Here is a 26,399-nt window from a genome sequence, read left to right on the forward strand (position 1 = left end):
CCAAAGAAAAACAGCACAAAACAGCAACCGCAAAGCCGCCGCCCGCGTATCCCTTCCTTATCTCATATCCACAATGTCAATGAACAAAACCGAACTCAATTCAATCCGGCTTTCTGCGACCTAGGCCACAAAAAACACGGTTGCGACACCCACACGGTGGTGAGCGCCTCGGCCCGTGTCGAGGGGGTATATAGGCGGCTCAGATTGCCCTGTCAAACCTCTTTTGCGGTTTTTTTACAAAACCTTTCTTAACGGCCCTCATCACCGGGACAATAATGCATAGGGAACCGCGGGATCACCAGGAATAGCCCAATGCGACATAGGGCTTTTATTTGACAAGAGTCCTACGATTCAGCATCTTACAAGGCGCGTTTGCGAAATCACTGCCTTTAGGTGGAGGTCAAGAGTCGCAACCGACGGACAGCTTTTTACAAGACAGCCATTCCCAGGGGGGTCAGCGTATGGTTCCGGGCGATCAAAGCCGTAGCCGCGTCATCAAGCGAATCGCGGTTGGTACTACAGCCTTGTTGCTTCCGATCCTCGCTTATTCAGCCTATTCAGCGGCCGTCGAGCGCCAAGCCCCGATCGGCACCATCGAGATCCCGCTTTCCGTGACACTACGTCCGGTTGGCCAGGAAACCGCATCCCGCCAGCCTTTGAAGCTTGAGAGCAGCCCAGTCGGCGCCGAGGACAACGCAGTCCAAGCGGCCCCGGCCCAGCTAGCATCGATTCCCGAAACAGCAGCCCCAGAGTCTGCGACCCCAGAGTCTGCGACCCCAGAGCCCGCAACTCCTGAGTTGGCGACCTCGGAATCCACGACATCAACCCCTGAATCCATTGCATCCACCGCGCAGCCGGGGAAGGACTTCGAAGCGACACTACCGGAGAGCAACTACCTGTTCGCTGATCCAATGGCCAAGGCTGCGCCGGGCGAAGCAGACGGCAATTCGGAAACCGCCGGTACTGTCGATTCGGCGGATGATATCCTCAAGCACGAGGTGCTGACGGTTTCCAGCGGCGATACCTTGATGGGGCTCTTGACCAAGATGGGGATCGAACGTCGCGAGGCCTATGAAGCCATCGACGTGCTATCCGATGTTTTCAGCCCCAGAAAATTACGGGTTGGCCAGGAGATTCAATTGGCCGTCGCCGATGAAGGCGAAGCGATTCGGCTCATGAGTCTGCAACTACGGCCCGATATCGAAACCGACGTGGTCGTCGACCGCGACGGCGAGGGGCAGTTTACCGCGCTGGCCACGACCCGCAGCTTCGAAGAAACACCCGAATGGCATCGCGGCGTTATCGATACCAGCCTGTACCAGGCGGCTATCGATTCGGGCGTGCCTCTTGGCTCCATGATCGAACTGATAAGAATCTTCAGCTTTGACGTCGACTTCCAACGCGACATCCAACCTGAAGATTCCTTCGAAGTTCTCTATGACGGTTTTTTCGAGGAAACCGGACAGTTGGCGAAAACCGGTCCGGTGCGATTTGCCCGCCTGACGCTATCGGGCAAGGAGCGTCGCTACTATCGCTATACCGCGACCGATGGCGAGACGGATTACTTCAATGAGGAAGGAAAATCCGTGCGGCGCGCCCTCATGCGCACACCAATCGACGGCGCCCGCCTGTCCTCCGGCTACGGCATGCGCAAGCATCCGATCCTGGGCTATAGCAAGATGCATACCGGGTCGGATTTCGCCGCCCCCAGAGGCACACCGATCTACGCGGCCGGTAACGGCAAGGTGCTAAAGGCTGGCCGCAACGGCGGCTATGGCAACTACATTCGAATTCGGCACAATAGCCGTTACGAAACGGCCTATGCACATTTGAATGGATTCGCACGCGGTGTCCGACAGGGCGCGCGCGTCGAACAGGGACAGATCATCGGTTATGTTGGCACCACCGGACGCTCCACTGGTCCGCATTTGCACTATGAAGTGTTAGTCGATGGCAAGCAGGTAAATCCGCGTTCCATCGACCTCCCGACCGGAAGAGAGCTGAAGGGCAGCGAGTTGGCGCGCTTCGAAGTGCAGCGCCAGGGCATGGAGCGTGAGCTGGCCGAGCTTCGCCGTGCAGCCCCACAACTTGCGCAAAAGCAGTCCGACGATTGCGTCACAGAGACAACGCTAAAAGCCGTTACTCCACAGACTCACGAACCGGTACGCATCGGCGCAAATGACGGTTGCTGAACGGAACCCAGACTCCTTTATAAGCCGCTTTTAATAAGGTGCGGCTCGCACTATAATGCGCGCCTGCGCGGCAAAGTGTTGCAGCGCTTATAGAGGACTTTTCAGAAAATGTTGAAGAACGCGTTCTTCGCTACGGCTACCGGCCTTGCGATCATTTCTGCTTGTCTCCAATCTGCCAACGCCAATGAGGTGGCTGTCGAAATGCACCTCATAAGCGGTATGGGCGTTGGTAACGCTATCGGCACCGTGACCCTGTCGGATAGCGACAACGGCCTGCTTTTGAAGATCAATCTTTCAGATAAGCTCGCTCCAGGACCTCATGGGTTTCACATACATGAGAACCCCAGTTGCGATGCAGCCGACAAAGATGGCGCGATGGTCGCCGGTTTGGCTGCCGGCGGACACTTCGACCCGGCAGGCACGGGAACCCATGGTGGTCCTTCCGGTGAAGGTCATCTTGGCGACTTGCCGATTCTCTTCGTACAGATTTCCGAAGACGGCGCCACGGCAACCAAACATACCCTGGTTGCGCCGCGCCTGAAGGTCGCCGACGTGCTCGGAAGGTCCCTCATGATCCATGAGAGCGGCGACAATTTCCGCGATGAACCCAAGCCATTGGGCGGCGGTGGCGGGCGTGTTGCTTGCGGCATCATTCCGCAAGGGTAAACCGGACCTGAATCGATACTCCCGGAACCTTATATGGAGAAACCCCCGCGCGGAGATCCGCACGGGGGTTTTTCTTTCACGGCACCTGCGCTCCGTCAGGCGGCCTCGGCTGCCACCGCTCGGCCGTTGATGACCAAGTGATCCTGTTCAACCGAAACCTTTATGGTTTGGCCGTCGCCTATCTGCCCTTCCAGGATCAATGACGCCAGCGGGTTCTGGAGGCGGTGCTGGATGACCCGCTTCAAGGGGCGTGCCCCATAGACGGCATCATAACCTGCCTCAGCCAGCCAGTGGCGGGCGGACTCGTCAAGTTCCAGGCGCATCTTACGGTCTTCCAGCAGACGGCGCAGATGCCCCAGTTGGATATCGACGATCCCGGCCATCTGCGACCGCTGGAGCCGATGGAACAGCAGAACTTCATCCAGCCGGTTCAAGAACTCCGGCCGGAAGGCGCTGCGCACCACCTCCATAACCTGATCGCGGACCGCTTCGGCCTCCTGTCCCTCGGGCTGTGCAGCAAGAATCTCCGAACCCAGGTTGGAGGTCATGACAATCAGGGTGTTGCGGAAATCGACCGTGCGACCCTGGCCGTCCGTCAATCGCCCGTCATCGAGCACCTGAAGCAGCACGTTGAAGACATCCGGATGCGCCTTTTCGATTTCGTCGAAAAGGATCACCTGATAGGGCCTGCGCCGCACCGCCTCGGTCAGGGCACCGCCCTGTTCGTAACCGACGTATCCCGGCGGCGCTCCGATGATGCGCGAAACCGCGTGTTTTTCCATGTACTCCGACATGTCCAGCCGCACCATTGCCGTCTCGTCATCGAAAAGAAAGTTGGCCAGGGCCTTGGTCAACTCCGTCTTGCCGACGCCGGTTGGCCCCAAGAACAGGAAAGAACCGATGGGACGATTGGGGTCCTGCAATCCCGCACGGGCCCGACGTACCGCATTGGAAACGGCGGTGACGGCCTCTTCCTGCCCGACCACCCGGCCGTGCAGGGCATCCTCCATCCGCAGCAACTTGTCGCGCTCACCCTCAAGCATCTTATCGACGGGAATTCCAGTCCAACGGGACACGATCCCAGCAACATCGGAATCCGTCACTTCTTCCTTCAGCATGTGATGCCCACCGACCGAAACGGCCTCTTGAAGCTTGCGCTCCAAATCAGGCAGCGTGCCATACTTCAACTCAGATGCACGATCGAGCTTGCCCTCACGCTGGGCAATCTCCAATTCCGCACGCGCCTGATCAAGCTGCTCTTTAAGCCGCTGCTGAGCGCCCAACTTATCCTTTTCCGCCTGCCACTGGCCGGTCATTTCGGACGAACGCTGGTCCAGTTCAGCGATTTCCTTTTCCAACTTACCAAGGCGGTCCTTGGAAGCCTCGTCACTTTCCTTTTTCAGGGCCGCCTGCTCGATCTTCAACTGCACCAGCCGTCGATCAAGCTCGTCGATGGCTTCCGGCTTTGAATCAACCTCGATCCGCAGCTTGCTCGCCGCCTCGTCGATCAGGTCGATGGCTTTGTCCGGAAGAAACCGGTCCGTGATATAGCGGTTTGACAGCGTCGCCGCGGCAACGATGGCAGCATCGGTGATCCGCACGCCGTGATGAAGCTCATACTTCTCCTTCAGGCCCCGCAGAATGGACACCGTGTCCTCGACATTGGGCTCCGCAACAAAAACCGGCTGAAAGCGCCGCGCGAGTGCTGCGTCCTTTTCTATGTGCTGCCGATACTCGTCGAGCGTGGTCGCCCCGACACAATGCAGGTCACCCCGCGCCAGCGCGGGCTTCAACATGTTGGACGCGTCCATTGCGCCATCGGCCTTACCAGCGCCCACCAGCGTGTGAAGTTCGTCGATGAAGACCACGACCTGGCCCTCGGCATCGGCGATCTCTTGCAAGACCGCCTTCAACCGCTCTTCAAACTCGCCGCGGAACTTCGCCCCGGCTACCAGCGCCCCGAGATCCAGTGACAAGAGCTTCTTGTTGCGCAACGTTTCGGGGATGTCGCCGGCGACGATACGCTGCGCCAAGCCTTCTACGATCGCTGTTTTGCCAACGCCGGGCTCGCCGATCAGAACGGGATTGTTCTTGGTCCGCCGGGACAACACCTGAACCGTCCGCCGGATCTCTTCGTCACGGCCGATTACCGGATCAAGCTTGCCCTCACGGGCCACAGCCGTCAGATCGCGTGTGTACTTCTTGAGTGCATCATACCCTTCTTCAGCGTTAGCCGATTGCGCCGTTCGCCCCTTGCGTAACTCCTCAACTGCCTGATTCAAAGCTTGCGGCGTAATCGTCGCGGCTTTCAAAATATCCGCGGCCTTGCCGGCATTTGGCATGGCCAATGCCAGCAGCAACCGCTCCGCGGTCACGTAGGAATCGCCGGCCTTCTCGGCAATTTGCTCCGCTTGCTGGAAGACGCGCGCGAGCTCGGGAGTCAAGTATACTTGCCCCGCCGCGCTACCTTCCACGGCCGGTACTTTCTTTAATTCCGCATCAACACCGCTCAAGGCGCGCGCGGGATCCCCGCCAGCCTTACGGATTAGGTTCGCCGCTAACCCTTCCTTGTCGTCCAAAAGGACTTTCAGAAGATGCAGGGGTGTAAGTTGTTGATGGTTTTGCCGGAGCGCCAAGCCCTGGGCGGCCTGAACGAATCCGCGCGAACGCTCGGTGTAGTGTTCCAAGTTCATTTATCTTCCTCCATGAAACCCAAACGTGCTCTAAGAGCCCCGTCTGCGCATTGATCCACCGCAAGTGCGATCCGAAGAGGATTGCTAATTCAGATATGGGAGCGACCCGGGCCCGTGCAAGGCGGTTGCCGCAAACTTGGCCCGGCACAAAGTTGACAAGGCTCATCAAAAGCGGCTTCTTGATCGTCTTGTTCATAGCCCGTTTGGGTGGGAGAAGCCCTCAATGAACGCCACGCTCGAGCAAATTTGGCGTTACCCGGTCAAAAGCCTGGATGGCCAAGCGTTGCAGGAAGTCCCCGTAGCTGCCGATTGCCTGCTTCCACATGACCGTCGCTTTGCCATCTCCTACGGCAGCCGTAATCAGGTAATCGATGGCCGTTGGGCTAGCAAGAACAGCTTTTTCAATTTGATGCGCGACGAGAAACTGGCCCAATTGCGGGTTACTTTCGACGTGGACAGTGGGGTCATGTCGATCCTGCGAGGGGGCCGACGGGTCGCGCAGGGCAACGTCACCGAACCATTGGGCAGAATGATTCTAGAACAGTTCCTGACGGCCTATCTGGCGGAAAGCGGACGGGGTCCGGTCAAACTCCAGGAACGCCACGAGCATGGCTTTACCGATGTCGAGGAGCCCGTGGTCTCGCTTGTCAATCTCGCGTCGGTATCGGACCTGGAAAGAGTATTGGGCCAACCGGCGGACCCACGCAGGTTCCGCGCTAATCTCCTGATTGCGGGCTTAGCCGCCTGGGAGGAGCGCAGTTGGCTCGGTAAGCGGCTGCGCATTGGCGATGTTGAAGTTCATGTCATGACGCCCATCGGGCGCTGCGCGGCAACCGAGGTCAACCCGGAAAGCGGAAGACGCGATCTTATGGTCCTGAAAGGACTGGCTCGCGGGTTTAGTCATAGCGAGATGGGCGTTTACGCCCGGATCATCCGAGGCGGCAAACTGGGCGTCGGCGATACCGTCGAACGGCTGCCCTGATTCTCCCGATATAACCAATCGGTTTCAACCGCCTTCAAAAAAAGGCAAGGCAGAGGTTCAAGACTCGACTGGTTCGGTAGTCGATGAACCGGAGGTCTCAACGGATTCGTCGCTACGCACTTTGCGCGGCCGACCGCGGCGTTTGGGCTGAGGCTCTGCCTGGGGCTGAGGCCCATCACCCTCCGCCGCAGATGCAGATGCTTCGGAAGGAGCCGTAGCAGGAACTACATCGGTTACCGGAAGTGGCGAGGCCTGGGTATCGCGGTCCCGGCTTTCGGGTCTGGTATCCCGGCTACCGGGGCGACGCCCTCTACGACGAGGCGCGTGATCGTCCTGGCGATTGCCATCGCTGGCATGCTCCTGCTGATCCGATAGTCCTCCGGACTCATTGGAATCGGCAGCATGTGGCTGATCGCTTTGCTGATCTGCATCGTGAGACCCATCATTACCGCCATGGCGACCCTGATGCCCGTCCTGGCCATCATGCCCGTTGATCCTGCGCCGGTTCTCGTCATGCGGATCCATCGAATCGTTCACGATCCGAAAGTAGTGCTCCGCATGCTGCAGGTGCGATTCCGAAAGTATCCGGTCCCCCGCCGTCTGCGCGTCGCGCGCTAACCCGATATACTTCTCGTACACCTGATGAGCGTTACCGCGCACGCGCCCGTCTGGGCCGTTGCTGTCGAAATTCTGGTTCTTGTTGGGAACTCCACCGCCACCCTGGCGACGGTGAGGACGGCCACGAGGCCGCCGTGCATTGGAACCTGGTCTCATTGCAATCTTTATTTGTTCATCGGGACAGAAGTCATTTACGTACCTCGCTAAAAACACTCGCCCATTCCGTCATTGGACGGAGCTCGATGTTTTTAGGAGACACGAAGGCACTTGCTTTATGAAGCGCCGAGCCACAGGGCTCTGACAGAAGCTACATTAGTGGCCGCCGTCACCCTTTCCAAGCCTTTTTTTGCCTTAGAGCACCTTTATCTGCATGCCGCTATACAACGATCCAAACCTGCGAGGTCCTTCAAGACCGATATCTTCGTCCATCCAGAAGCGGAAAGGAGGCCTACAACGGCTTGCGCTTGCATGCTGCCGATTTCCAATAAAAGAAGCCCACCCTCTTTGACCAGATGCAACACTTGCGGGATCAGGATACGGTAACAGGCGAGTCCGTCGTCGCCGCCGGCAAGCGCCAAACAAGGATCATGCAAGCGAACCTCCGGCGCCAGATGATCGAATTCAAGGGCATTGATATAAGGGGGGTTGGAAACGACCAGATCGAATCTGCGGGCGCCGTCGCACACCAGGGAAGCGGCCCAGTCACCACAAAGAAATGCCGCTCGGTCGCCCAATCCGAGGGAACGTGCATTCTCGGAAGCAGTAGCTGCGGCATCGTAACTGAGGTCAATACCCAGTCCCCAGGCGTTGGGATACTCGCTCAAAAGTGCCAAGAGCAGGCATCCAGAACCGGTTCCCAAGTCAAGAAACTCTTGCGGCTCATCGTGATTCTTGATCCGCGCCAGCGCTGCTTCAATTAAGGTTTCGCTATCGGCCCGCGGGTCCAGCGTTTCAGCAGACAGTTTGAATCGCAGACTCCAGAATTCGCGCCAGCCTCGCAAGCGAGACAAAGGAACCCCGGCTAAACGGCGCGACACCAGTGTCTCAAACACCTGCTGATCTTTACCGTTGACCGAATACCCGGGTTCTTGGAAAAGCTTTTGCGGGTCGCAACTCAACGCCTGCGCCAACAGCAAGCGGGCTTCTCTCCGGGCAGCCTCAATCCCGGCTGCGGACAAACGTATGGTCGCAGCCGACAGCAACGCCCCCGCCGTTGCGCAGCCTGACCGCCCCGCCGTCATGCTTCCTCGACCGCTGCCAGCCGCGCTGCTTGGTCTTCGGTGATCAAGGCGTCGATCACCTCGTCCAGGGCCTCTCCAACGACCACCTTGTCCAGCTTATAGAGTGTCAGGTTGATACGGTGATCGCTGATCCGGTTCTGCGGGAAATTATAGGTCCGAATACGTTCGGACCGATCACCGCTTCCGACCTGCGTGCGCCTTTCGGCGGCGCGTTCAGCCTCGAGTTTTTGCCGCTTTTGCTCATAGAGCCTGGCGCGCAACACCTTCATCGCCTTGGCCTTATTCTTGTGCTGGCTCTTTTCGTCCTGGCAGATCACCACAAGTCCGGTCGGCAGATGCGTGATGCGAACGGCGCTGTCCGTTGTGTTCACCGACTGTCCGCCTGGGCCGCTGGAACGGTAGACATCGATCCGAAGATCTTTTTCAGCAACCGCGATATCCACCTCTTCCACCTCTGGAAGGACTGCAACGGTCGCGGCAGAGGTATGAATGCGGCCGCCGGATTCGGTCGTGGGAATGCGCTGCACGCGATGTACGCCGGATTCAAACTTCAACCGTGCGAAAACCCCGCGTCCGGAAACGGCCACACTTGCTTCCTTGACGCCGCCGACGTCGGTTTCGGAGACATCGATGGGCTCAAACCGCCAGCCCTGGAGTTCCGCGTAGCGCTGATACATTCGCAACAGATCGGCCGCAAAAAGGGACGCCTCGTCGCCGCCTGTGCCGGGCCGAATCTCCAAAATGGCGTTACGCTCATCATCGGCGTCTTTCGGAATCAAAAGCAACTGCACCTCGCGCTCCAACATCGGAAGCCGCTCCTTGAGGGCGTAGTACTCTTCGCGGGCCAATTCGCGCATCTCGCTGTCGGTGGAACGATCTTCGATCATCTGCTCTAGTTCCGCGAACTCCTTAACCCCGGACTGCCATTCAGCCGCCTTGGCGATCACCGGCTCCATTTCAGATAGCTCACGCAAAAGCTGCGTGTATTCAGCCGATCCAGGATTTGCGTGGCCTGCAATTTCCTGCTGGATATCTCGGTATCGCTCTTCCAAGCGGGACAAAGATTGTTCAAGACTCACGCTTGCTACTCCTTCTCGTCGTCGTATCTGGCGCTGAACAGACCTTTGATCAAGCGTTCGAGCGCGGCGCGTTCCTCGGGCTGTTGGCGACCAAGCCCACGCGCCATCGCAGTCAGTCGCTCCAACAGCTGCTGCCGCAGCAGGCTGACGGCCGAGCCCTCTCCCGCCGATAGGGCATCAGCTTCCAGGGCGCGCAGCCCTATCTCCGCCTCGCGCAGCAGAGCCGCCGTTTCGCGACCCGAGAGCCGGAGACGCCACCGCTCCAACTCTTCCGCCAAGATCGTTTTTGCATCCTCAAACGCCAGACGTCGACGGGATTGTCCTGCCAAAGCCAGGCCTTCCAGATCGTCGAAATCATAAAGGAAAATATCCTCCAACTCTCCAGCACTTGGATTGACATCGCCGGGCACACCTCCGTCGATGACCAATATCGGCCTGTGTCGCCTTGCCTTTATGACACGGCGCAGCAAATCCGGCTCCAGACTGTAATGTGCGGAGGCCATGCCTGTGATGACGATCTCCGCTTCCGCCAGCGCCTGCTCCCTTTCTTCCCAACGGCGGGCATGGGCGCCCAATCGCAGGGCTGCCGCATCGGCGCGCGGCCCGTTTGGGTGGCAAACCAGCACTTGCTGAACGCCTACAGATTGGAAGGGACCGACGAAAAGCTCTAGCCCCTCGCCCAATCCGAGCAGCAGCAGACGGCAAGAGTCCAGTTTGCCATGTAGGTCGCGCGCGACCTGCAAAGCGGCGGACGCCATGGTTACGGCACGCTCGCCCAGTGCCGTTTCCCTGCGCACCCGCTTGGCTGCGGCAAATGCTGCCTGAAATGCTTCCACAAGGGGTGGCGAAAGAAGTCCGGCCTCCTCGGCCAGACGCTCGGCCTTACGAACCTGTCCCAGAACCTGCGGCTCACCGGGCATTGCACTTTCGAGCGAAGCGGCGATACGCCAGAGATGGAGCAAGGCCTCCTCTCCCGACAAGCGGTATAGGGAATCGCCAAGACGGCGCGATTCGGCACCGGCGAGCGAGGCTAGCCAACGCCGCGCCGCCTGTTCGTCTTCTCGTTGCTCCGCGGGCAGGATCACGTCGATCCGCTCGCAAGTGGCGATCAGAACCGCGGCCTTGAGCCCCGCCGCAGCTAAAGCGCCAAGCCCCTCTTCCGTTGAAATCTCATCCTGGAACAGGCGATCACGCAGGACCTCCGGCGCGGATCGGTAATCGATTCCGATCAGCAGCAAGTCTTTGCTATGCCGTGAGCCGGCCACAGGTGGCACCCGGCCGGCTAGCGGAAACGAGCGAGGTGATCGGCCAGCTTGTCCAGGGAAACGAGCTGCTGCTCACCGCTATCTAAGTCGCGCACCGCCGCGGCCGACTGCGCCAACTCGTCCTCGCCCAGAATGACAGCTGCGCGCGCTTGAATCTTGTTCGCCCGCTTCATGCGCTTCTTCATGTTCCCGGAGTAACCGAGGTCGACCTGTAAACCCGACCGTCTCAGACGATCCGAAAGGACCAGTGCCTTCGCCTCGGCCTCGGATCCCAAAGGTATCACGGCGATGGGACGAGGGGCCGGTGCCACGTCCGCCACCAGCATGGAAAGACGCTCGATCCCTGCGGCCCAGCCAATACCGGGGATTTCTGGCCCTCCCATCATCTCCATCAGTCCGTCGTAGCGCCCCCCGGCCATGACCGCGCTTTGCGCACCCAATTCGGTGGTGGTGAACTCGAAGGCCGTATGTGTGTAGTAATCAAGCCCGCGCACCAGCCTGGGATTGAGTTTGTAGGAGATACCGAGGGCTGTGATTCCAGCGAGAACTTGTGCGAAGAAATCCTGGCTCTCTTGATTCAGGAACTCCCCGAACAACGGCGCACCTTCAACCAACCGGCGGTCGCCTTCATCCTTGGAATCGAGGATACGCAGAGGATTTCGACCCAAACGATCGCGGCTATCCTCCGAAAGTCGGTCGAGGTGGGCGCTGAAGTATTCCACCAAAGCCGCCCGGTAGGCCTTACGGCTTTCAGGGTCGCCCAACGTGTTGATTTCCAAAGTCGTGCGCCCTTGCAAACCCAGGGAGTCGAGAATCGCCTGTCCTGTCGCGATCACCTCGACATCGGCGAGCGGTTCGGGAACGCCGATCAATTCCACCCCGATTTGATGAAACTGCCGGTAACGGCCCTTCTGCGGGCGCTCGTGACGGAACATCGGCCCTGCGTAGAAATATTTGAGCGGCAGGTCCTGGCGCAATCCGTTGGAAAGCACTGCGCGCACGACACCGGCGGTGTTTTCAGGCCGCAGCGTGATCTCTTCGCCATCCTTCATTGAGAAGGTGTACATCTCCTTGGTAACGATATCGGAGGTGTCGCCCAGCGTGCGCTTGAAGACCGTTGTGTCCTCGAAAATTGGCGTCGCCATTTCCAGAAAACCATAGCGCTCGGCCATCTCCTGGGCGCGCTCGACCACCGCGCGATGTCTGCGCATGTCCTCGGGCAAAAGATCGCGAGTCCCCCGGATCGGCTGCAACACGGCGGTGATCTCCCTCTGCTTACGGCTAGGATGCAGCTACGCGGGGGCATCGCCGGCCGATCCCTCGGCCTCTTTGCTCGCTCGCTGCGCTTCTATCTCGGCGGCCTTCTGCTCTACCATCTCCACCAGATGGTCGACAATATCTCCATCTTTCAAACGGTGATCGGGTAGACCGGCCACATAAACCTGATGGGTTCCGCGTCCGCCCCCGGTAAAGCCGATATCGGTCATGGTCGCTTCACCTGGACCGTTCACCACGCAGCCGATCACAGAAAGCGTCATTGGTGTGGTGATGTGCGCCAGGCGCTTTTCAAGAACCTCAACGGTCTTGATCACGTCGAACTGCTGGCGCGCGCAAGACGGACAGGAAATCACATTGACGCCGCGGTGGCGTAATCCCAGCGCCTTGAGAATATCGAAACCGACCTTGACCTCTTCCACCGGATCAGCCGAGAGGGACACGCGGATCGTATCGCCAATGCCCGCCCACAGCAGGTTCCCAAGTCCGATCGAGGATTTTACGGTGCCGCTCCGTAGCCCGCCAGCCTCGGTGATACCAATATGCAGCGGGTAATCACAGGCGTCTGCCAACTGCTGATACGCCGCCACCGCCAGGAATACATCCGAGGCCTTGCAGGAAATCTTGATCTCCTGAAAGTCATTGTCTTCCAGGATCCGGATGTGATTGAGTGCGCTTTCAACCATGGCTTCCGGACAGGGTTCGCCAAATCGCTCAAGCAACTCGCGCTCCAACGAGCCCGCATTGACGCCAATGCGGATCGAGCAGCCATGGTCCTTGGCCGCACGCACCACCTCGCGTACCCGCGCCGCCGAGCCGATATTGCCTGGGTTGATGCGCAGGCAGGCAGCACCTGCCTCCGCCGCCTCGATCGCGCGTTTATAGTGAAAATGGATGTCTGCGACGATGGGGACCGTTACCTCGTCCACAATGCTCCGCAAGGCCTTGGTCGAGGCCTCGTCGGGGCAGGACACCCGAACGATATCCGCGCCCGCGACCTCAAGCGCGCGAATTTGCGCAATGGTCGCCCCCGCATCGGCCGTTAGCGTATTGGTCATGGATTGCACGGTGATCGGCGCATCGCCGCCCACCGGCACCTTGCCGACGTAAACCTGCCGCGACTTGCGGCGTTCAATGTGGCGGTAGGGGCGATGGTTCATCGTCAACTCTAGACGCTTCTCTTCTACAAAGGAAACTCGTGCCGCAGATGCATGTCCGCTTGCACCCGGAACATGCGCCGAAGCGGCGGCAGTTTCAAGGCTGTGCTGCTCTTTCCTACTGCGCGAGACGGTTTCGCAAAGCTTCGGGGTCGAGTGAAATCTTGCGCAGCACACGGCCTAGATCGCCCAGTGGCGACAGGGTTGCGCCGTCCAGCTCTACGGTCACTCCACCGGCATTTCCGACATCCAGCAACAAACCGGGGCGATCCGGGACCCGGTAGCGATCACCCGCTTGCAAAATGCGCGTCATTAATAGAGACCCGTCGGCTTCTCGAATTTGCACCCAAGCGTCGCTGCTCGCCACCAACACAACGCGGCTAGCGACGTCCGTCGCCCCAAGGGTGCGGCCCTCGCTATCCGCCGTGGTGTTCTGAAGGCTTTGCGCCGGTATTGGCGGCGGCGCCACTGCCACGTCCGATGACGGTTCCGGGGCAGGCGATTGGGCAAGTGGTAAAGCCGATCCCGCGGCTGAAGTCTCCTCGGTCACACTCCCTGCAGGTTGTTCCGCCGGCGCCGGCAAGGCGTCTTGCGGTGCTTGTTCCGGCAGATCGGTGGGCGTAGGTATTTCAACCAGCGACGGCACCTCGGGCGTCATCGCCGTCTCGGCTGCAGGCTGTTGTTCAAGACGCGGCCCGGCATTGGGCTCAACCCTCATTTCGCTTTGTGATTGGGTATTTATCGTCGGATCGCTTTGCACCTCCGGCACAGGATCGACCAATGGTTTAAGTTCCTCGGGAACGGCTTCCACGCTGTCGGCGAAGCTGCGCTCTTCCTGACCAAAGTAACTCCATGCGCCATATCCCAAGGCAATCAGGACCAAGGCAATCAGGATCAAGGCCCCGCCGGGGATATGACCTTCTCGTGGCGGCGTGGGGAATCGTAGAGACCGGCGTTCCAAACCGGCGAATTCGGCCTTGAAACGCTTCACGACCTCCGCGCTGTCCAGCCTCAGATAGTCCGCATAGGTCCGCACAAAACCGATGGCGTAGGCTTCGCCGGGCAAATCGTCGTAACGGCCTTCTTCCATCGCGGCGACATAAACGGAACGGATACGAAGCGCTCCGGCCACATCCTGCTGGTCCAGTTCGTAGGATTCCCGTGTTTCGCGGAGCAACCGTCCTACCGTGGGACGGACCTCGGGCAAGGCTTCATCGTCCAACTGATGTTGCTCAAATTCGTCATCAAGGTTCGACATGGGAATGAAAAGCTTCCTTCAAGGCAGTGGACCGGCTTGTCCGACTACTTCTTCCTGTTTCTAGCAAAGCGATTGGGCTTACGGCAAACTTCTTAAAAGCTTTTGCGGCCTGCCGGCGCGGATGCAGGGAAACCCGCAGCCAGATCAGAAGGGTATGCCGCGATCCAACGCATAGGCACGCAAGACACCACGTACGCTTCGTGTTCGCAAGCCTGCAAGATGCTGCACCAGATCCGTCACCTCGGCGACATTCAATGCGCGGACGGTCTGCTTGACAGGTGCGATCGAGCCCGCACTCATCGACAGACGCCTGATTCCGCAACCGATCAAAGCCAGGGCCTCCAAGGGGTGCCCAGCCATTTCCCCGCAAAGAGTCACGGGCACATTCGCAGCGTTTGCTTGAGCGGTCAGGTCGCTCAGCAGCCTGAGCATTGGCGGAGAAAGGCTGTCGAAGCGCCGGGTCAAACTCGGATTTCCCCGGTCGGCGGCAAACACGAACTGGAAGAGATCATTGCTACCGATGGACAGGAAATCGATCGAAGGCAACAGCTTGTCCAGTTGCCACAGCAAGGCAGGAACCTCCAGCATCGCGCCGAGCTTGATCGCGCTTGGCGCTGCGGTGCCACGCGCGATTTCGCGTGCCAACTCCCGCTCGACCATTCCACGCGCTTTATCAAACTCCGAGATATCGGTAACCATCGGGAACATGATTCGCAGCTCTCGGCCTTTGGCTGCACGAATCAACGCCTGCAGTTGGAGCCTTAGCATCACCGGCCGGTCGAGTGTCATGCGCAAGGCGCGCCATCCCATAGCCGGGTTCTCTTCCTTCTCCATGGTCAGATAGGGCAAGGGTTTGTCACCCCCGACATCAAGCGTGCGGAAAGTCACCGGCCGTGACCCCGTTTGTTCGAACACCTTGCTGTAGAGGGCTTGTTGATCCTCAACGCCTGGAAAAGCATCGCGGACCATGAAAGGAATCTCGGTGCGGTAGAGACCGATACCTGTGGCACCGCACTCGTCCAGGTGCGGCAAATCGATTAGCAGTCCGGCATTCATCAATAGTTCGACCGTCACCGAATCTTGGCTGACGGCCGGCAGGTTGCGCACCGCCGCCATTTCGGCTTTGCGCTTTTCCTGCAAGGCCAGCGATGCCTTGAAAGTTTGTTTGATACCCTGGTTGGGGCGGGCAAACACTTGGCCGTTCTGTCCATCGACGATCACCGAGTCTCCAGCCCGGATACGGCTTAGTGCTCCTTCACAACGGCCAATCGTCGGCAGGCCGAGTGCGCGTGCAACGATCGCGACATGTGCGGTTTTGCTCCCCTCCTCCAAGACCACCGCGCGCAAACGCTTGCGGTCATAATCCAAAAGTTCGGCCGGCCCCAGGGTGCGAGCAATCAGGATCGTTTCGTCCGGCAGGTTCCGCGAAGACCCTTCCGTCCCGGACAAGTGCTGAAGCAATCTGTAGGCAAGGTCCTCCAAATCGGCGAGGCGCTCACGAATGTAAGGGTCACGCACCTTCATCATGCGCTGATGCGTATCGTTCTTGATCCGCTCCACCGCCGCCTCGGCCGTCAAACCGCTGTTGATTACGTCACGGATACGCTCCAACCAACCGCGATCGTGCGCGAACATGCGATAGCTCTCCATAACCTCGCCCTGCTCGTCGTCGAGATTCTTGTCCATCCGCGCCAGCATGCGATCCACGGCGCGGCGCATGTCCCCCACGGCTTCATCGAGGCGCGCAATTTCGGCCTCGGGGTCCTCGGCCACAACTTGGTTGATCACTATGCCCCATTGGTGCAGGACGGCCCGCCCCATGGCCATGCCTTCGTTCAGCACCAAACCGCCGATCCGAACAGGGAGCAAGGCGGAGCCTTCGACACTGCGGCCTTCCTCCAAGGTGATGACCTCGCCGCTCCCGAGCAACTCTGCCAGGACCATGGCCACCGTTTCCAGCGTTTCTATCTCTTCCTCGCCATAGCTTCGCTGGGTCCGGTTCTGCACAACCAGAACACCCAAAACACGCGCGCCGAGTTGAATCGGCACTCCGCAGAACGAGTGGTAAAGCTCTTCCCCGGTTTCCGGGCGATAGGCGAAGTTCGCGTGCTGCTGGGCGTCGGAAAGAGCCAGAGGCTCGGCGGTCAGGGCAATTTGCCCGACAAGGCCTTCACCCAGTCGCAACCGGGTGCTGTGTACGGCTTCAGGCCGCAGTCCTTCGGTGGCGTAAAGTTCAAGTACCTCACCGGCGCGCATGGCGTAAATCGAGCAAACCTCGGCAACCATGTTCGCGGCAATCAGCTTGACGACCCGGTCCAGGCGAGATTGGACCAACCCGCCGCTTTTCATCGCATCCCGTAGAAGGCGAAGCAAGCGCCTGGAACCGGCCCAGTCTAGGGACTGTGGCGCGCTCCTTGGGGGCTCCGGGGGGGTCATCGCCCGATCAGGCCGCGTCCAGTCCGTAGGCCGTATGAAGGCTTCGAAGGGCGAGTTCGGTGTACTCCTCCGCAACCAGGACACTAACCTTGATCTCGGACGTCGAAATCACCTGGATGTTGATGCCCTTGTCAGCCAAGGCCTTGAACATCGTCTGAGCGACACCGGCATGGCTGCGCATGCCGACGCCGATTACCGAAACTTTGACCACGTCGCGGTCCGCCAGCAGATCACTGTAGCCAATGGTTTGGCTCTGGCTGCGCAGCACTTCGACGGCGCGGTTCAGGTCGGTCTTATTGACGGTGAAGGTGAGATCGGTTTTCTCGCCTGTCGCCGAGATATTTTGGACGATCATGTCCACGTTGATCGATGCATCGGTCAGCGGTCCGAAAATCGACGCCGCGATACCCGGGCGATCCGGCACTTCCCGCAAAGTGATCTTTGCCTCATCCCGGCTGTAGGCAATGCCGCTTACCATTTCCTGTTCCACGATCTCGTCCTCATCCACCACCAGGGTGCCAGGCGTGTCCTTGAAGCTGGAAAGCACCTGGACGCGCACGCCTTCCTTCATGGCCAATTCGACAGAGCGGGTCTGCAAGACCTTGGCGCCCTGGGAGGCCATCTCCAGCATTTCTTCATAAGTAATCTTATCGAGCTTACGAGCCCTGGCAACGATTCGCGGATCCGTCGTGTAGACCCCATCGACATCGGTATAAATATCGCAGCGATCAGCCTTGAGGGCGGCGGCCAGCGCCACCGCCGAAGTGTCCGAGCCGCCACGACCAAGAGTCGTGATCCGGCCTTGCGGGTCAACACCCTGAAAACCTGCGACCACAGCCACCTGACCCTCGCCGAATCGCCGGATCATGTCCTGTGTATCGATCGATTGAATGCGCGCGCTGCCGTGGGCCATGTCGGTGCACAGCGGTATCTGCCAACCAAGCCAGGACCGCGCCGATACACCCATCGACTGCAAGGTGATGGCAAGCAATCCAACCGTTACCTGCTCGCCGGTCGAAACCACGACGTCGTATTCCCGAAGATCGAACAGATTGGAAGCGGTTTCGCACAGATTGACCAGGCGGTTTGTTTCACCGGCCATGGCCGATACGACCACCGCCACCTCATTACCGGAATCAACTTCGCGTTTGACGCGCTGCGCCACGTTGGCGATTCGATCAAGATCCGCCACCGAGGTACCGCCGAATTTCATGACAATCCGGGCCATGACCTACTGTCCTGCTCTGCCGTCACTGGAGCCTTGCAACCTTGCCGCACCATGACAGGCTTCGCTTGTCGGCGCACGCGGGGCTATCCATACTCAATGGAGCGGCTAAAATGCAAGGCCGCCCGGACTTTAGCAGGGAATTATTTCTCCATGACGACAACAAAAAGCGCCGCCAGCGTCGATACGCAGGAAATCGAAAAGTTCGCGGCACAGGCCGAAGCCTGGTGGGACCCTAAAGGGAACTTCCGGCCCTTGCATCGTTTGAACCCGACGCGCTTGGAGTTCATCCGTGACCGACTCGCCGCACATTTCGACCGGGCGCCCCTCACCTCCAAACCTCTAAGCGGGTTAAGGCTGCTTGATCTCGGTTGCGGAGGTGGGCTGCTTTCCGAGCCCTTGGCCAGAATGGGTGCTTCCGTGACGGCCATCGATGCCGCCGCCGACGGCATTCAAGCCGCAAGAGCGCACGCAGCGGCCGGAGGATTGTCCATCGACTACCGGGTAACCACCGCAGAAGCGCTACTGGCCGACGGGGCCCAGTTCGATGCCGTGGTATCCATGGAGGTGGTTGAGCATGTGCAGGATGTCGGCGCCTTCCTCGGTGCCGCCGCCGGGTTGGCGAAACCGGGCGGAGCTTTATTGCTTTCAACGCTCAACAGGACTCCGAAGTCGTTCATGATGGCCATTGTCGGGGCCGAATACCTGCTGCGATGGGTTCCTCGCGGCACGCACGACTGGCGGCGTTTTCTCAAACCCTCAGAGTTGGCGGAACACTTGCGCCCGAATGGCGTGGAAATCAGGGAAGTGACCGGACTGGTTTACAACCCCTTGAGCGATTCTTGGCGTCTGGACCGCAACGATCTGGACGTCAACTACCTGCTTTATGCGGTGCGTGAGGACTGATTCCTCAGTTCTCAGGAGCGATCCAGGGTATCGCCTGAACGTCGATACCCTCTTCCACCAGGTCCTCCGCTTCCTCCAACGAAGCCTCGCCGTAAATATTCCGCTGATCGGCCTCGCCGTAAAATATCTTGCGGGCTTCCTCGGGAAACTGAGGTCCGACGTAGTCGCAGTTCTTCTGAACGGCTTCCTGAAGCTTCTGCAGCGCTTGGCGCACAGCCTGGTGTGCGGTCTGCTGCTTAGCCTTATCGTCGCTACGGCGTTCCTGTCCAACCGATGCGCCAAGACTTGGGGCCATCAAGGCTTTGCCGATTTCCCGCGACCCACAGGTCGGACAGGCGACAGCATCCGCCTTACGCTGTTCTTCATAAGCAGCGCTGGAGGAGAACCACGCCTCGAAGACGTGCTCGTCTGGACAGGTCAGGTCAAATACAATCATGGTCCTATTTGTCCTGTAGGTGCCACCCAAGGCTACCTGATGTCGCCTCAGGGGTGCCTAGCCTCTTGCAATCAAACTGCAATACCTGAGAAATGGGCGATGCTGCGCTGAAACGCAAGCAAGAAAAAGCAAGGGAAACAGAAAGATGCGAGCGCCAGACCTCCCGACAGCAAGCACCGAGTCTGACATTGCACCCTCTCCCTGGATTTGCCGTTTCGCGGACTTGATCGAACCGGGGGGCAGTGTTCTCGACCTTGCCTGCGGCAGTGGACGCCATAGCAAGGTGATGCTGGAGCGGGGCCACGGCGTTGTCGCTCTGGACATTGATCCTGCCAAGCTTGGCGAGCTTGCAGCACATCCAGGACTGGAAGCCATCGGCGCTGATCTGGAGGACGGCGCTCCCTGGCCGCTAGGTGGGCGGCAGTTTTCAGCCGTTATCGTGACGAACTATTTGTATCGGCCTGTGATGCCGGCAATTGTCGCAGCGGTGAAACCCGCGGGCTTGCTTCTTTACGAAACCTTTGCCGAGGGTAACGAGAAATACGGACGTCCGGCCAACCCGGATTACCTTCTGCGTCCCGGCGAACTGCTGCAACTGGCAGCGAATGCGGGCATGCGCGTCCTGGCTTATGAGGACTTGGAGGAAACCAGCCCGCGACCGGCCTGTCGGCAGAGATTGGCCGCCAGAAAAGCGACCGGCCAGAAAGCCTAACCCAAAAAGAAGGATCACTCGCCCACGGCGCGGGTTTCCTCGGGAAGTTTGAAAGTACGGTCGTGCTCAAGCGCCGGAATCATGCGGCGGGCGTCCCGAACCCGCTGCATATCGATATCGGCATAGATAATGCCCGGTGCTTCCCCGGCATCGGCCAAAATCTCGCCCCAAGGCGCAACGATCAGGGAATGGCCGTAGGTATGGCGACCGCCGGCATGTTCCCCTGTCTGGGCCGGCGCAAGAACGAAGCAACCCGTTTCAATGGCGCGCGCGCGGAGCAAAATGTGCCAGTGCGCTTTACCGGTAAACTGAGTAAAGGCTGCCGGTACCGTGAGAATACCCGCGCCGGCTTTGGCCAGTGCTCGGTACAGATAGGCAAAGCGCAGGTCGTAGCAGATCGTCATGCCGAGTTTGCCCCAAGGCAAGTCGGCGACCACGCCTTGTTCGCCCGGCCTGAAATTAGCCGATTCCCGATAGGTTTGCCCGTCAGGTACATCGACATCGAACATGTGAATCTTATCATATCGGGCGGCGATGTTGCCGTCGGGCGCAAAGAGAAACGACCGGTTGGCCGCTCGGCCGTCATCCAAGGCCATCGACATTGATCCGATCACAAGCCAGATTCCGCGCTCCCGCGCCAAATCCGCAAAGGCAGCGACCGCCGGGTGATCAGCTTCTCGCGGTGTTTTGGCGCGCTGTGCTTCTTTGTCTGGCTCTATCATCGTCGTGTTTTCGGGCGTCACGATGAGTTCCGCGCCCTGGTCGGCGGCCTGACGGATCAAGTCGGATACCATCTCGATATTAGGCGCGATCTCACGCCCGGCATTGATCTGAATACAGGCTGCCTTGAATGGCATTGCTCACGCGCTCCCGCTCAACAACGGATCCAGTTCGCCCTTTCGATCCAGGGCATAGATTTCATCGCAACCGCCCACGTGCTTTCCGTCAATAAAAATCTGCGGAACCGAGGTGCGCCCTCCCGCACGTTCGGTCATGGCCTGGCGCGCACTGGGTTTCAGGAAAACATCAATTTCCTCGAAGGCCGCGCCCTTGGCCTTCAGCAACTGCTTTGCCCTGTGGCAGTAGGGACACAACATGCTGGAATAAATCTCAATCTTCGGCATCGCTTCCTCTTGCTGGTTCACCACGCCCTGTTGAGGCGTCTGTTACAAAAATCTGCCTCAATAAATAGGAAGGGGAAACAAGCTTGTCACCTCACCACGCGTGCCATCACAAGAACGTCAACGCGACCGGCCCCAACCCGGATTAAAGAGTTGGTGCATGCCTCCAGCGTGGCCCCAGTCGTCAGCACGTCATCCACCAACAGAACCCGCGCACCCTCAATGTTTGCCGCATAGCGCTCCTTGAGCGCAAAGGCTCCCGCAACGTTACGCCCGCGTCCACTACGTGACAGATGACCCTGTGACGCCGTGGCCCGTGTCCGGACCAACAGATCCGGCACACAAGGCACCCCAGCCTGCGCAGCCAGGGCTTGTGCCAACAGCGCAGCCTGATTGTACCGTCGGCGCCATAGACGCCGCCAGTGCAATGGCACCGGGGCAACGAGATCGCAATCTGCCAGAAGTTCAGGGGCGGCACGCGCCATCCAGGCCGCAAAATGCGGTGCTGCTGCCGTCCGGTCCGCGTGCTTGAAAGGCAGCAACAGCCGCCGTGCCGCCGCATCATAGCGCAGCAATGCCCTTGCCCGGTGGAAGCTAGGCGGCTGTGCCAGGCAGGCGGCACAACGGGTTTTTGGACCGAGGTCGTATTCAAAGGGTAGGCCACAGGAGAAACACTGCGGATCGGTGACAAAATCAAGTTCGGACCAGCAGTGATGGCACAACAACCCTTGTTGCGTTACCAGAACGCCACAGGAAAAACAGCGAGGTGGCAGCAAGAGGTCAACCGCGCGACCCGCCGCTTCTATACCCCCCCTTATCCCCTGCCGAAACAGCTTGACGGCTTGTTCAGTCATACGCAATTGGGCCCTTGCGCCAAAAGGTTGCTCTGCCATATTGCCGCTGATGGATGAAACCTTGAAGCCTTTCGATCGAAATCTCCTGCGCCTACATCGCGAAAGGGCGGCGGCAGGTCTGTCGGGCTACGACTTTCTACTCCAGGAAGTCGGTGAGCGGCTATTGGAACGGCTTGAAGATATTCGCAGGGAGTTTCCCATCGCTTTGGACCTTGGATGCCGCAATGGCCTGCTCGGACAAAGGCTACAGGGGCGCGGCGGCGTGCAATGGCTGGCTCAAGGCGATCTTTCCGGAGCAATGGTCGAGCGCGCATCCGCGCCGCGGCGACCCGGTGTCGTGCTCGATGAGGAGTTTTTGCCCTTCGGTCGCAGCAGTTTCGACCTGGTTCTCAGTTTGATGAATCTGCACTGGGTCAACGACCTGCCCGGCTGTCTGATGCAGATTCGCCATAGCTTGAAACCGGATGGACTTTTTCTGGCGGCTTTGCTGGGCGGCGACACGCTGCAGGAACTGCGACACAGTCTGATGGAAGCCGAGATGCAAATCGAAGGCGGCCTTAGCCCCCGGCTGTCGCCGCAACTCGATCTGGCGGATGCCGCGGCCTTGCTGCAACGGGCCGGTTTTGCATTGCCTGTTGCCGATCAGGAGACAATCGTCGTCGACTACCCACACGCCCTGAAGCTGATGGACGACCTGCGCGGCATGGGGGAGAGTAATGCCGTGATGCTACAACGCCGTACCCTCACCCGAAGAGCGACGCTGCAGCGTGCGGCCGAGTTATATCAGGAGCATTACCAGCGCGCCGACGGTCGAATTCCCGCGAGCTTTCAAGTATTCTTCCTGACTGCCTGGGCACCTGCGGCCTCTCAACCCCAACCGCTCCGCCCAGGCAGCGCAAAGGCGCGCCTCGCCGCCGCCCTAGGTTCAAGCGAGCAGAAAACCGGCGTCAAAGCGCAGCCGGGACGAGACAAGAAATGACGGAAATTATCACCGAACGGCTTCAGGGCTTGCCTGTCCGACAGGCACACATCACCGACTTGAGACAACTCCATAGCGACCCCCTGGTCATGAAGACACTTTCGGCTATGGGTGAACCTCACTCCTTGGAGACATCGAAAGCCAGCCTCAATCGTGCACTTGCGCATTGGGAGGCCCACGGATTTGGCATCTGGTTTTTCCGGCAACGACAGGATGAGCGGTTTGTCGGCTATTGCGGCTTGCGCCACTACCTGGTCGAGGGCATGGCCGAGAGCGAACTGCTCTATGCCGTGACGAGTGATTGCTGGAGACAAGGTTTCGGGTTCGAGATGGCCCGCGCCGTACTTGACCACGGTGTTGACGCGCTGGGTTTGCGCAGCGTTGTGGCTTTCACGTTGTCCAATAACCTCGGCTCCAGGCGGATCATGGAAAAACTGGGGATGACCTTCGAAAAGAGCATCACCCATGTAAACCTGCCGCATCTTCTCTATCGCTTGGAGCCTTTGAAAGCCTCAGGCGACCCGACCTAGAATCGACTGTCTAAAGCAGGTCCCGTAGGATGGCGACAAGTGGCTCATCCGCAGGAGGCATCGGATAGTCGCCTAGACGAACCGGTCGTACCCAGGCCAGTGATTGACCTTCCTTACCGCGCGGCGTTCCCCTCCAGGTACGGCAGGCATAAAGCGGCATCAGCAAATGGAAGCTGTCATAAGCGTGGGATGCGCAGGCGACGGCGGCCAAACAGGATGCCCTGGTATCAATTCCCAGTTCCTCGTGGAGCTCGCGAATCAAGGCCTGTTCCGGGCTCTCTCCATCATGCAGCTTGCCGCCCGGAAACTCCCATAGGCCCGCCATGGATTTGCCCTCGGGCCGTTGCGCAAGAAGCACCCGGCCATCGACATCGATCAATGCCGCCGCGGCCACCAAAACCAAGGGTTTAGCGGTGTTGCTGCGCTCATCAGCCTGCCAACAGCCACTATCGGGTTCTCGTTCAATCATGGCTGGTGGTCCACGGCGTTTTAGGATCGGTAATCGGCGTTGATGTCGATATAGCGATGGGTCAGATCGCAGGTCCAAACCGTGGCCTCGCCCTCACCCACACCGACATCAACCGCAATATCGATGTTTTGCCCCTTCATGTGGGCCGCCACCGGTGCTTCGTCGTAATCGGGAACCCGCAGCCCGTTGTGCGCCACCGCGACCCCACCGATCGAGATCGCCAGACGATCCCGATCCGCTTTCTCGCCCGCTTTGCCGACAGCCATGACGATACGGCCCCAGTTGGCGTCCTCGCCGGCGATCGCGGTTTTTACCAGTGGTGAATTACCGATAGCCAACCCGATGCGCCGCGCCGCCGCATCGCTGTCGGCACCAGTGACGGCAATAGTCACGAACTTTTCCGCACCTTCACCATCCCGTACTACCTGCTGGGCAAGATCAATCAGCAGGCCGTCCAACGCTTTGCGGAAGGGTTCCAGCGCCGGGTCGTCGACCTTTTCGATTCGACGATTCTCCGCCCGCCCCGTGGCCGCCAGCAACAGGGTATCGCTGGTGGAGGTGTCGCCATCAACGGTAATGCAATTGAAAGACCGATCCGACCCCGCCGACAACAGGGCCTGCAGCACCGGCGCCGACACCGCAAGATCGGTGACGACGAACGCCAGCATGGTCGCCATGTCCGGCGCAATCATGCCGGAGCCCTTGGCAATACCATTGATGGTCACGGTCACGCCGTCGACCACGGCTTTACAGGTCGCGCCCTTTGGATAGGTATCGGTGGTCATGATAGCCGCGGCAGCGTCAGCCCATCCATCGTCGTTTTGGCCGGCGTGCAGGTTCGGCAACATCGCGGTGATTTTTTCGTCGGGGAGCGGCTCGCCAATGACGCCGGTTGAGGCGACAAAGATTTCAGCCTCGCTGCATCCGAGCACTTCTGCGGCAACCGTCACGCAGCGTTTCACCGAGGCCACACCCACGGCCCCCGTGAAGGCATTGGAGTTGCCCGCATTGATCAGGATCGCCCGACCCGAGCCCCGTTTCAGGTTTTCCCGGCACCACTCAACCGGCGCCGAGGCCGTCAGCGAGCGCGTCAAGACCCCTGCGATGCTGCTGCCTTCAGCCAACTCGATCAAACAGGTGTCCGTCCGGTCCTTGTATTTGATTCCACAACGCGCCGTAGCCAAGGATACTCCGGCAATAATCGGCAAATCCGGAAAGGATTCCGGCGCCAAGGGCGATACTTGCAAAGCCATGCCACTCCCCCACTCGTAAAACCGGATCTGCCGGATCATCCAGGGTCGGCCAGCGACCCTGGACAAAGCTTCGCTCCGGCGTCGACCTGCCAGACGTTCAGTTGTTCGAGACCGGTGCGGTCTCGGACCCGTCGCTGGAATCGGATTCGCCGGTTTCCGGCGCAGCCTCTTCCTTTTTGGTGAGAACGATATCGGCAGTTCCACGAAGGTCTTCTACCAACTTGCGAGCCGCTTCCTGACGCAATTCGTTGGAAAGCTGCGTGCGCAACTCCTCGAAGCTCGGCGGCGGCGTATCACGCTTGTCTTCCACGAGGATCACATGCCAACCGAATTGAGTCTGGATCGGTGTCTTGGTGTAGCTGCCCGGCTCAAGCGCGAAGGCCGCCTGTGAGAACTCCGGCACCATCACGTCTGCCGTGAAGTAACCCAGATCACCACCCTCTGCGCCGCTCGGTCCGGTCGAACGCTCACGTGCAAGGGCGGCAAAGTCCGCACCGCCATCCAACTCGACGATGATCGCCTTTGCATCTTCTTCGGTTTCAACAAGGATGTGGCGGGCCTTGGCCTCGGTCTGCGGCGGATTCTGCTCAAGGAAAGCAGCGTAACGATCCTGCAGAGCCGCTTCTGTCACGGCCTCATTGAGCGCGCGCTCCAAGAAAACGTCCCGCACGACCTGCTGACGCAGGCTCTCAACCCGCTCTGCGACTTCGGCATCATCTTCCAGACCGGCCTTGAGCGCAGCCTGTTGCACCAAGCGCAGGTCAATCAGCCGTTCCACCAATATCTGATACACAGAATCGAGATTTGCCATGTACTGCGGTCCGAGGGATTCAGCCGCGGCGACAACCTCACCATGCGTCAGGTCTTCGCCATTCACCGTGGCTACGACGGAGTCGGCCGTCGGCGCCGCCGCGCTGTCCTGCTGCGCACGCAAGGGCTGCACGACCAGAAACGCCGCTGCGAAAAATACCGCCAGGGAATAGGCCGCGCGGCGATTTGTAGAGTGAGTCATCAGGATTTCCTTTGTCCCCATACAGGATAAAAATGCGGTC

The 26,399-nt window shown here is 59.4% G+C and carries 24 protein-coding genes; 7 read left to right on the plus strand and 17 right to left on the minus strand.

The window, feature by feature from the left end; genetic code table 11:
* Window positions 1–461 precede the first annotated feature (461 nt).
* Window positions 462–2,192, plus strand: a complete 1,731-nt coding sequence (locus ABIE63_RS13725) for a peptidoglycan DD-metalloendopeptidase family protein (protein ID WP_354505064.1) — start codon at window positions 462–464, stop codon at window positions 2,190–2,192.
* A gap of 108 nt (window positions 2,193–2,300) precedes the next feature.
* A complete protein-coding gene (gene sodC, locus ABIE63_RS13730; RefSeq protein WP_354505065.1) occupies window positions 2,301–2,858 on the plus strand; it encodes a superoxide dismutase [Cu-Zn] SodC in 558 nt (185 codons plus the stop codon).
* Window positions 2,859–2,953: 95 nt separating this feature from the next.
* Here sodC and clpB read toward each other — a convergent pair whose 3' ends face one another.
* Window positions 2,954–5,551 (minus strand): ATP-dependent chaperone ClpB, encoded by a 2,598-nt coding sequence (gene clpB, locus ABIE63_RS13735; protein ID WP_354505066.1) that lies wholly within the window; start codon window positions 5,549–5,551, stop codon window positions 2,954–2,956.
* 223 nt (window positions 5,552–5,774) lie between these two features.
* Between clpB and ABIE63_RS13740 the strand changes: the two genes are divergently transcribed.
* Window positions 5,775–6,533, plus strand: a complete 759-nt coding sequence (locus ABIE63_RS13740) for an MOSC domain-containing protein (RefSeq protein ID WP_354505067.1) — start codon at window positions 5,775–5,777, stop codon at window positions 6,531–6,533.
* 57 nt (window positions 6,534–6,590) lie between these two features.
* Here the strand turns inward: ABIE63_RS13740 and ABIE63_RS13745 are convergent, their stop codons facing one another.
* From ABIE63_RS13745 to ABIE63_RS13785, 9 genes are all read right to left on the minus strand, one after another.
* Window positions 6,591–7,307, minus strand: a complete 717-nt coding sequence (locus ABIE63_RS13745) for a DUF4167 domain-containing protein (RefSeq protein WP_354505068.1) — start codon at window positions 7,305–7,307, stop codon at window positions 6,591–6,593.
* A gap of 206 nt (window positions 7,308–7,513) precedes the next feature.
* Window positions 7,514–8,392, minus strand: a complete 879-nt coding sequence (gene prmC, locus ABIE63_RS13750) for a peptide chain release factor N(5)-glutamine methyltransferase (RefSeq protein ID WP_354505069.1) — start codon at window positions 8,390–8,392, stop codon at window positions 7,514–7,516.
* A complete protein-coding gene (gene prfA / locus ABIE63_RS13755; protein ID WP_354505070.1) occupies window positions 8,389–9,471 on the minus strand; it encodes a peptide chain release factor 1 in 1,083 nt (360 codons plus the stop codon). The genes prmC and prfA overlap by 4 nt, the downstream gene beginning before the upstream one ends.
* Before the next feature lie 5 nt (window positions 9,472–9,476).
* Window positions 9,477–10,736: a glutamyl-tRNA reductase gene (gene hemA / locus ABIE63_RS13760; protein WP_354505071.1), complete on the minus strand. Its 1,260-nt coding sequence runs from the start codon at window positions 10,734–10,736 to the stop codon at window positions 9,477–9,479.
* Window positions 10,737–10,753: 17 nt separating this feature from the next.
* Window positions 10,754–12,001: a histidine--tRNA ligase gene (gene hisS / locus ABIE63_RS13765; protein ID WP_354505326.1), complete on the minus strand. Its 1,248-nt coding sequence runs from the start codon at window positions 11,999–12,001 to the stop codon at window positions 10,754–10,756.
* A 27-nt stretch (window positions 12,002–12,028) separates the two neighbouring features.
* Window positions 12,029–13,171, minus strand: a complete 1,143-nt coding sequence (ispG, locus tag ABIE63_RS13770; protein WP_354505072.1) for a flavodoxin-dependent (E)-4-hydroxy-3-methylbut-2-enyl-diphosphate synthase — start codon at window positions 13,169–13,171, stop codon at window positions 12,029–12,031.
* A gap of 115 nt (window positions 13,172–13,286) precedes the next feature.
* Complete coding sequence (locus ABIE63_RS13775; protein WP_354505073.1) at window positions 13,287–14,426, minus strand: RodZ domain-containing protein; 1,140 nt, start codon at window positions 14,424–14,426, stop codon at window positions 13,287–13,289.
* Between the two features lie 144 nt (window positions 14,427–14,570).
* Entirely contained in the window at window positions 14,571–16,775 is a 2,205-nt protein-coding gene (gene ptsP, locus ABIE63_RS13780; protein WP_354505074.1) for a phosphoenolpyruvate--protein phosphotransferase, read from the minus strand.
* A 94-nt stretch (window positions 16,776–16,869) separates the two neighbouring features.
* Entirely contained in the window at window positions 16,870–18,090 is a 1,221-nt protein-coding gene (locus ABIE63_RS13785; RefSeq protein ID WP_183417150.1) for an aspartate kinase, read from the minus strand.
* A gap of 150 nt (window positions 18,091–18,240) precedes the next feature.
* On the opposite strand from ABIE63_RS13785, the gene ubiG reads away from it, so the two are divergent.
* Window positions 18,241–18,993: a bifunctional 2-polyprenyl-6-hydroxyphenol methylase/3-demethylubiquinol 3-O-methyltransferase UbiG gene (gene ubiG / locus ABIE63_RS13790; RefSeq protein WP_183417151.1), complete on the plus strand. Its 753-nt coding sequence runs from the start codon at window positions 18,241–18,243 to the stop codon at window positions 18,991–18,993.
* 4 nt (window positions 18,994–18,997) lie between these two features.
* On the opposite strand, the gene ABIE63_RS13795 is transcribed toward ubiG, so the two are convergent.
* On the minus strand, window positions 18,998–19,429 hold the full coding sequence (locus ABIE63_RS13795; RefSeq protein ID WP_354505075.1) for a DUF1178 family protein: 432 nt from the start codon (window positions 19,427–19,429) through the stop codon (window positions 18,998–19,000).
* 145 nt (window positions 19,430–19,574) lie between these two features.
* On the opposite strand from ABIE63_RS13795, the gene ABIE63_RS13800 reads away from it, so the two are divergent.
* Window positions 19,575–20,141 carry a class I SAM-dependent methyltransferase gene (locus tag ABIE63_RS13800; RefSeq protein WP_354505076.1) on the plus strand — a complete coding sequence of 189 codons (567 nt, stop codon included), beginning with the start codon at window positions 19,575–19,577 and terminating at the stop codon, window positions 20,139–20,141.
* Window positions 20,142–20,155: 14 nt separating this feature from the next.
* Here the strand turns inward: ABIE63_RS13800 and ABIE63_RS13805 are convergent, their stop codons facing one another.
* The 3 genes from ABIE63_RS13805 to ABIE63_RS13815 all read right to left on the minus strand — a co-directional run bounded on the left by ABIE63_RS13805 (window position 20,156) and on the right by ABIE63_RS13815 (window position 22,116).
* The gene (locus ABIE63_RS13805; RefSeq protein ID WP_354505077.1) at window positions 20,156–20,998 is read right to left on the minus strand and encodes a carbon-nitrogen hydrolase family protein; all 843 of its coding nucleotides are present in this window, start codon (window positions 20,996–20,998) and stop codon (window positions 20,156–20,158) included.
* Between the two features lie 3 nt (window positions 20,999–21,001).
* A complete protein-coding gene (gene grxC, locus ABIE63_RS13810; protein WP_183417155.1) occupies window positions 21,002–21,265 on the minus strand; it encodes a glutaredoxin 3 in 264 nt (87 codons plus the stop codon).
* An 86-nt stretch (window positions 21,266–21,351) separates the two neighbouring features.
* Window positions 21,352–22,116, minus strand: coding sequence for a ComF family protein (locus tag ABIE63_RS13815; protein WP_354505078.1), 765 nt, complete (start codon window positions 22,114–22,116; stop codon window positions 21,352–21,354).
* Window positions 22,117–22,165: 49 nt separating this feature from the next.
* Between ABIE63_RS13815 and ABIE63_RS13820 the strand changes: the two genes are divergently transcribed.
* Both ABIE63_RS13820 and ABIE63_RS13825 read left to right on the plus strand, forming a co-directional pair.
* Window positions 22,166–23,095: a methyltransferase domain-containing protein gene (locus ABIE63_RS13820; RefSeq protein ID WP_354505329.1), complete on the plus strand. Its 930-nt coding sequence runs from the start codon at window positions 22,166–22,168 to the stop codon at window positions 23,093–23,095.
* On the plus strand, window positions 23,092–23,625 hold the full coding sequence (locus ABIE63_RS13825; RefSeq protein ID WP_354505079.1) for a GNAT family N-acetyltransferase: 534 nt from the start codon (window positions 23,092–23,094) through the stop codon (window positions 23,623–23,625). Before ABIE63_RS13820 ends, ABIE63_RS13825 begins: the two co-directional genes overlap by 4 nt.
* 10 nt (window positions 23,626–23,635) lie before the next feature.
* Here ABIE63_RS13825 and ABIE63_RS13830 read toward each other — a convergent pair whose 3' ends face one another.
* From ABIE63_RS13830 to ABIE63_RS13840, 3 genes are all read right to left on the minus strand, one after another.
* Window positions 23,636–24,094 carry a (deoxy)nucleoside triphosphate pyrophosphohydrolase gene (locus tag ABIE63_RS13830; protein ID WP_183417158.1) on the minus strand — a complete coding sequence of 153 codons (459 nt, stop codon included), beginning with the start codon at window positions 24,092–24,094 and terminating at the stop codon, window positions 23,636–23,638.
* A 20-nt stretch (window positions 24,095–24,114) separates the two neighbouring features.
* A complete protein-coding gene (argJ, locus tag ABIE63_RS13835; protein WP_354505080.1) occupies window positions 24,115–25,347 on the minus strand; it encodes a bifunctional glutamate N-acetyltransferase/amino-acid acetyltransferase ArgJ in 1,233 nt (410 codons plus the stop codon).
* A gap of 97 nt (window positions 25,348–25,444) precedes the next feature.
* Window positions 25,445–26,359 (minus strand): peptidylprolyl isomerase, encoded by a 915-nt coding sequence (locus ABIE63_RS13840; RefSeq protein ID WP_354505081.1) that lies wholly within the window; start codon window positions 26,357–26,359, stop codon window positions 25,445–25,447.
* Between the last annotated feature and the right edge of the window lie 40 nt (window positions 26,360–26,399).

The organism is Limibacillus sp. MBR-115, from assembly GCF_040549425.1.
In the GTDB taxonomy this organism is placed as follows: Bacteria; Pseudomonadota; Alphaproteobacteria; order Kiloniellales; family CECT-8803; genus Limibacillus; species Limibacillus halophilus.